At 73.4% G+C, this 4,873-nt stretch carries 5 protein-coding genes and 1 pseudogene; 3 read left to right on the top strand and 3 right to left on the bottom strand.

The genetic code is table 11. From position 1 onward, the window contains the following. The 3 genes and pseudogenes from ACFUVW_RS19610 to ACFUVW_RS19600 all read right to left on the bottom strand — a co-directional run. A pseudogene (locus tag ACFUVW_RS19610) lies at window positions 1–212 on the bottom strand (HIT family hydrolase); the annotation flags it as partial. A gap of 11 nt (window positions 213–223) precedes the next feature. Beyond that, entirely contained in the window at window positions 224–2,218 is a 1,995-nt protein-coding gene (gene thrS, locus ACFUVW_RS19605) for a threonine--tRNA ligase (protein WP_430572973.1), read from the bottom strand. A 202-nt stretch (window positions 2,219–2,420) separates the two neighbouring features. Next, entirely contained in the window at window positions 2,421–2,684 is a 264-nt protein-coding gene (locus ACFUVW_RS19600; RefSeq protein ID WP_430572972.1) for a hypothetical protein, read from the bottom strand. 257 nt (window positions 2,685–2,941) lie between these two features. On the opposite strand from ACFUVW_RS19600, the gene ACFUVW_RS19595 reads away from it, so the two are divergent. The 3 genes from ACFUVW_RS19595 to ACFUVW_RS19585 form a co-directional block, all read left to right on the top strand. After that, window positions 2,942–3,439, top strand: a complete 498-nt coding sequence (locus ACFUVW_RS19595; protein WP_430572971.1) for an aromatic ring-opening dioxygenase LigA — start codon at window positions 2,942–2,944, stop codon at window positions 3,437–3,439. A 123-nt stretch (window positions 3,440–3,562) separates the two neighbouring features. Further along, complete coding sequence (locus tag ACFUVW_RS19590; protein ID WP_430572970.1) at window positions 3,563–4,336, top strand: uracil-DNA glycosylase; 774 nt, start codon at window positions 3,563–3,565, stop codon at window positions 4,334–4,336. Window positions 4,337–4,394: 58 nt separating this feature from the next. Beyond that, a partial coding sequence (locus ACFUVW_RS19585) for an AAA family ATPase (protein ID WP_430572969.1) occupies window positions 4,395–4,873 on the top strand: 479 nt, incomplete at its 3' end.

The raw sequence follows: 4,873 nt of genomic DNA, 5'->3' as shown, positions 1-4,873 counted from the left end.
ACGACGAGGCCGGCCTCGTCGTCGCCCGCCGGGATCCGGCAGAACGGGCACCGCGCCACCGACCCGTCGGCGGGCTTGTCCTGCCCCCCGATGTAGACCATGCGGTGCGGCGTCCACAGGCGCTGCAGCCCGTCCTCGCGCGGGCCGAAGTCGCCCGCCGAGGCCGTCGTCGGGCGCTGCCCCTCGTGGTGCTCCTCCTCGTGGCCGGTCATGCGCGCCCCGCTCAGACCTGGGCGCGGTCGCGCACGGCCGCCACGATGCGCTCGATCGCGTCGGCGACGGGCACCCCGTTCTCCTGGGTGCCGTCGCGGAACCGGAACGACACGGCCCCGGCCTCGACGTCCTCGCCGCCGGCGATGAGGACGAACGGCGCCTTCTCCTTGGCGGCGTTGCGGATCTTCTTGCCGAAGCGGTCGTCGGACAGGTCGACCTGGGCGCGGATCCCCCGGGCCGTGAGCTGGGCGACGACGTCCTTGAGGTAGTCGTCGAACGCCTCGGCGACGGGCACGGCGAGCACCTGGACGGGCGCGAGCCAGGCCGGGAACGCGCCCGCGTAGTGCTCGATGAGCACGCCCATGAACCGCTCGATCGAGCCGAACTTCGCCGAGTGGATCATCACCGGCTGCTGCTTGGAGCCGTCCGCCGCGGTGTACTCCAGGCCGAATCCCTTGGGCTGGTTGAAGTCGTACTGCACCGTGCCCATCTGCCAGGTACGGCCGATCGCGTCCTTGGCCTGGACGGAGATCTTGGGACCGTAGAAGGCCGCGCCGCCCGGGTCGGCGACGAGCTCGAGGCCCGAGGCGACCGCGACCTCCTCGAGCACGGCCGTGGCCTTGGCCCAGTCCTCGTCGGTGCCGACGAACTTGTCCTTCTTCTTGTCGTCGCGCGTGGAGAGCTCGAGGTAGAAGTCGTCCAGGCCGAAGTCGCGCAGCACGGACAGCATGAAGTCCAGGAGGTGCTTGACCTCGGCGGGGGCCTGCTCGGGCGTGACGTAGGAGTGCGAGTCGTCCTGGGTCAGGCCGCGCACGCGCGTCAGGCCCTGCACCACGCCCGACTTCTCGTACCGGTACACGGACCCGAACTCGAAGAGGCGGATCGGCAGCTCGCGGTAGGAGCGCCCGCGGCTCGAGAAGATGAGGTTGTGCATCGGGCAGTTCATCGCCTTGAGGCGGTAGCGGCCGTGGTCGCCGACGTCCTCCAGGTCGAGCGGCGGGAACATCGTGTCGCCGTAGTAGGGCAGGTGGCCCGAGGTGTAGAAGAGCTCTTCCTTGGTGATGTGCGGCGTGCCGACGTAGGAGAAGCCCTCCTCGATGTGGCGCTGGCGGACGTAGTCCTCCATGACCCGCTTGATCACGCCGCCCTTGGGGTGGAACAGCGGCAGGCCCGAGCCGACCTCGTCGTGGAACGAGAAGAGGTCCATCTCGGAGCCGATGCGGCGGTGGTCGCGGCGCTCGGCCTCGGCCAGGCGCTCCAGGTACGCCTTGAGCTCGTCCTTGCTGGGCCAGGCGGTGCCGTAGACCCGCTGCAGCATGGGGTTCTTCTCGCTGCCGCGCCAGTACGCCGCGGCGTTGCGCATGAGCTGCACGCCGTTGCCGATGAGCCTCGTGCTGGGCAGGTGCGGCCCGCGGCACAGGTCCTTCCAGACCACGGTCTCGCTCTCGCGGCCGGCGCCGCGGACGTTGTCGTAGATCGTCAGCTCGCCGCCGCCGACCTCGACCGACGACCCGTCCTCGTCCGACGAGCCGCCCTTGAGCCCGATGAGCTCCAGCTTGTAGGGCTCGTCGGCCAGCTCGGCGCGCGCCTCGTCCTCCGTGACGACGCGACGGCGGAAGGTCTGCCCCTCCTTGATGATGCGCGCCATGGCCTTGTCGAGCGCCTTGAGGTCCTCCGGCGTGAAGGGCGTGGCGACGTCGAAGTCGTAGTAGAAGCCGTCGGTGACGGGCGGCCCGATACCGAGCTTCGCGTCCGGGTTGACCTGCTGCACCGCCTGGGCCAGCACGTGCGCGGCGCTGTGGCGCAGCACCGCGAGGCCGTCGGGCGAGCCGATGGTCACCGGCTCGACGACGGTGCCGGGCGCGAGGTCGCGCGAGAGGTCCAGCAGCTCGCCGTCGACGCGCATCACGACGACGTCCTTGCGGTCCGCGAAGAGCTCGGTGCCCGTCGTCGGCGTCTGCACCGTCACCGTGTCCTGAGTGGCGTCGTCGGGGTTCGGTGGCATCGGCGAGGCGACGTCGGACACGTGCTGCTCCTTGCGGGTCGTGGGCGCCGGCCGGGCACCGGCTGCGCCTGGGTGGGACCGCCCGGCGCCGGGGCACCGGGCACGGTCGGGGGCGCCACCGTCGGTGACGCCCCACGATCGTACTCATCCGTGCGGGCCCGGCCGGCGCCCCCGCGCCGTCGGGCGGGCGCACCCGACCCGGTCAGGCGCCCGGGACGCTCCCGGTCCCGCCGCCGGTCCCGGTGCCGGGACGGGTGCCAGGCCCGGTGCCGGGCCCCGCGGTGGGGCCGTCGTCGTTGCGCTTCTTGGCCTCTGCGGCCGCCTTGTCGACGTAGCCGTCGACCTTGTCCGGCGTCGCGTTCTTGACCTGCTCCGCGGCCTTGTCGATGTTCTCGTCCGTGGCGAGCTCCTTGACCTTCTCCTTGGCCTTGTCGAACAGTCCGCCCAGACCCGAGCTCTCGCTCATGCTGCTCCCCCTTCGATGCCGGCCGGCCCCGTTCCGCCCGGCCGTCGTCCAGACCACCACGAGCGGCGCCCACCCGCGACCGCAGGCGAACCTCCGGTCGCGGGACATGCACGGACGAGCGCCTGGATTACTTTGTGAAGGAATTCACAAGAATCGTCGACGCAGGTCAGGCCTTGTGGTCTTACCATAGAGGCAGCGCCAGACCCGGCGCAGTCCAGACCGGCCGCACACCCTGCGACCCGGACCCGGAGGGGACCATGACCACCACCCGCACCACCCAGCGACCGGTTCGCATCGTCGGCCTCGTCGCGCTGATCGCCGGCATCCTGATGATCGGTGCCGGAGCCGCCACGTGGGCCACCGTGAGCACGCAGCTCGCCGCCCAGGACATCACCGTCTCCGAGGACGCGGCGTTCCTCGGCGGAGCCACGGTGGACGGTCCGCTCACCGCGTACGCCCAGGCGCAGGTCATCGACAAGCACGCGCTCGAGGCCACGGGCGGCCAGACCTACGCCCAGCTCGAGCAGGACGACCCGCTGCGCGCCACCGCGATGAACGCCTCGTTCCTGCGGGCCTCGCTGTTCACGTCGGTCGTCGCCTACGGCGTGAGCGCCCTGGTCATGGGCCTCGGCGTCCTGTTCGGCCTCCTCGGCTGGTCGGTGCGACGTCTCGCCAGCGAGCCCGCCGTCGCCACCGCGACCGTCCCCGCCGCCACCGCCGCCCCGGCCCGCGGCCGCCTCAACCCGGCGGTCTGACCCGCCTCGCCGCCCCCGCGGCGACCCCACGGCCCGCCCTCCCGGCCCCGGGACGGCGGGCCGTCGTACGCCGTCGAGCGCCGTCGAGCGCCGTCGAGCGCCGTCGTGCGCCACCATGGACCGGTGCCCGACGCCGTCCCGCCGCCCGACTCCCCCGACTACCCGACCGCCGCGCGCACCGCGCCGACGCTGGCGGCGCTCGACGCGCACCTGGTGGAGTGCCGCGCGTGCCCGCGCCTCGTCGCGTGGCGCGAGGAGGTCGCCCGCGAGCGGCGTGCCGCGTTCCGCGACGAGCGCTACTGGGGCCGCCCCGTCCCGGGCTTCGGGGACCCGGCCGCGCGGGTCGTGGTCGTGGGGCTCGCCCCCGCGGCGCACGGCGCCAACCGCACGGGCCGCATGTTCACCGGCGACCGCAGCGGCGACTTCCTCTTCGCCGCGATGCACCGCACCGGGTTCGCCAACCAGGCGACGTCGGTCGCGGCGGACGACGGCCTGCGGCTGCGCGACATCCGCGTCACCGCCCCCGTCCGCTGCGCGCCGCCCGCGAACAAGCCCACCCCCGAGGAGCGGCGTCGCTGCGCGCCGTACCTGGCACGGGAGGTCGAGCTCGTGGGCTCGGGCGTGCGCGTCGCCGTCGCGCTGGGCGGCATCGGCTGGCAGGCGCTGCTCACGACGCTCGCCGAGCAGGGCTGGGACGTGCCACGGCCGCGGCCGCGGTTCGCCCACGGCGCCGAGGTGACGCTCACCCGGTCCGCCGACGCGGTCGGGAGCGACGCGCCCACGATCACCGTGCTGGGCTGCTTCCACGTCTCGCAGCAGAACACGTTCACCGGCCGGCTCACTCCGGCCATGCTCGACGACGTGCTGCGCCGCGCCCGCGAGCTCGCGGACGCCTGAGCGGCGCCGCCGCGAGAAAGGACGGGTCCGCGCTCGCACGCCCGGCTAGGGTCGTGACGTGACCGTGACCATCCTGACCGGGCCACCGGGCGCCGGGAAGACGACCGTGGCCGCGCTCCTCGGCGCCGCGACGGACCGCCCCACCGTGACCCTCACCACCGACACGTTCTACCGGTCGATCAGCACCGGGTTCGTGCCGCCTTACCTCGCCGGGTCGCAACGGCAGAACGAGGTCGTCGCCGAGGCGGTCGTCGCGGCGACGAGCGCCTACGCGCGCGGCGGCTACGACGTCGTCCTCGACGGCGTCGTCGGCCCGTGGTTCCTGCCCCCGTTCCGGGCGGCGGCCGCACGGGAGGGCTGGGACCTCGCGTACGTCGTCCTGCGCCCCGGCCTCGACGCCACGCTCGCGCGCGCCACCGGGCGCGCGGACTCCGAGCTGCGCGACCCGGCTGCCGTGCGCAGCATGCACGCCGCGTTCGGCGACCTCGGCGAGCTCGAGCCCCACGCCCGCGACACCACCCATGAGGACCCCGCCGC

Origin of the sequence: Isoptericola sp. NPDC057391 (assembly GCF_042668085.1) — a bacterium.
In the GTDB taxonomy this organism is placed as follows: domain Bacteria; phylum Actinomycetota; class Actinomycetes; order Actinomycetales; family Cellulomonadaceae; genus Isoptericola.
This window is presented reverse-complemented; position numbering and strand designations above follow the sequence as displayed.

Bases quoted from the DNA above. Each gene is read 5' to 3' on its own strand.
- ACFUVW_RS19595 (WP_430572971.1), top strand. From the start codon at position 2,942: ATGACCACCACCCGCACCACCCAGCGACCGGTTCGCATCGTCGGCCTC.
- ACFUVW_RS19600 (WP_430572972.1), bottom strand. From the start codon at position 2,684: ATGAGCGAGAGCTCGGGTCTGGGCGGACTGTTCGACAAGGCCAAGGAG.
- thrS (WP_430572973.1), bottom strand. From the start codon at position 2,218: ATGCCACCGAACCCCGACGACGCCACTCAGGACACGGTGACGGTGCAG.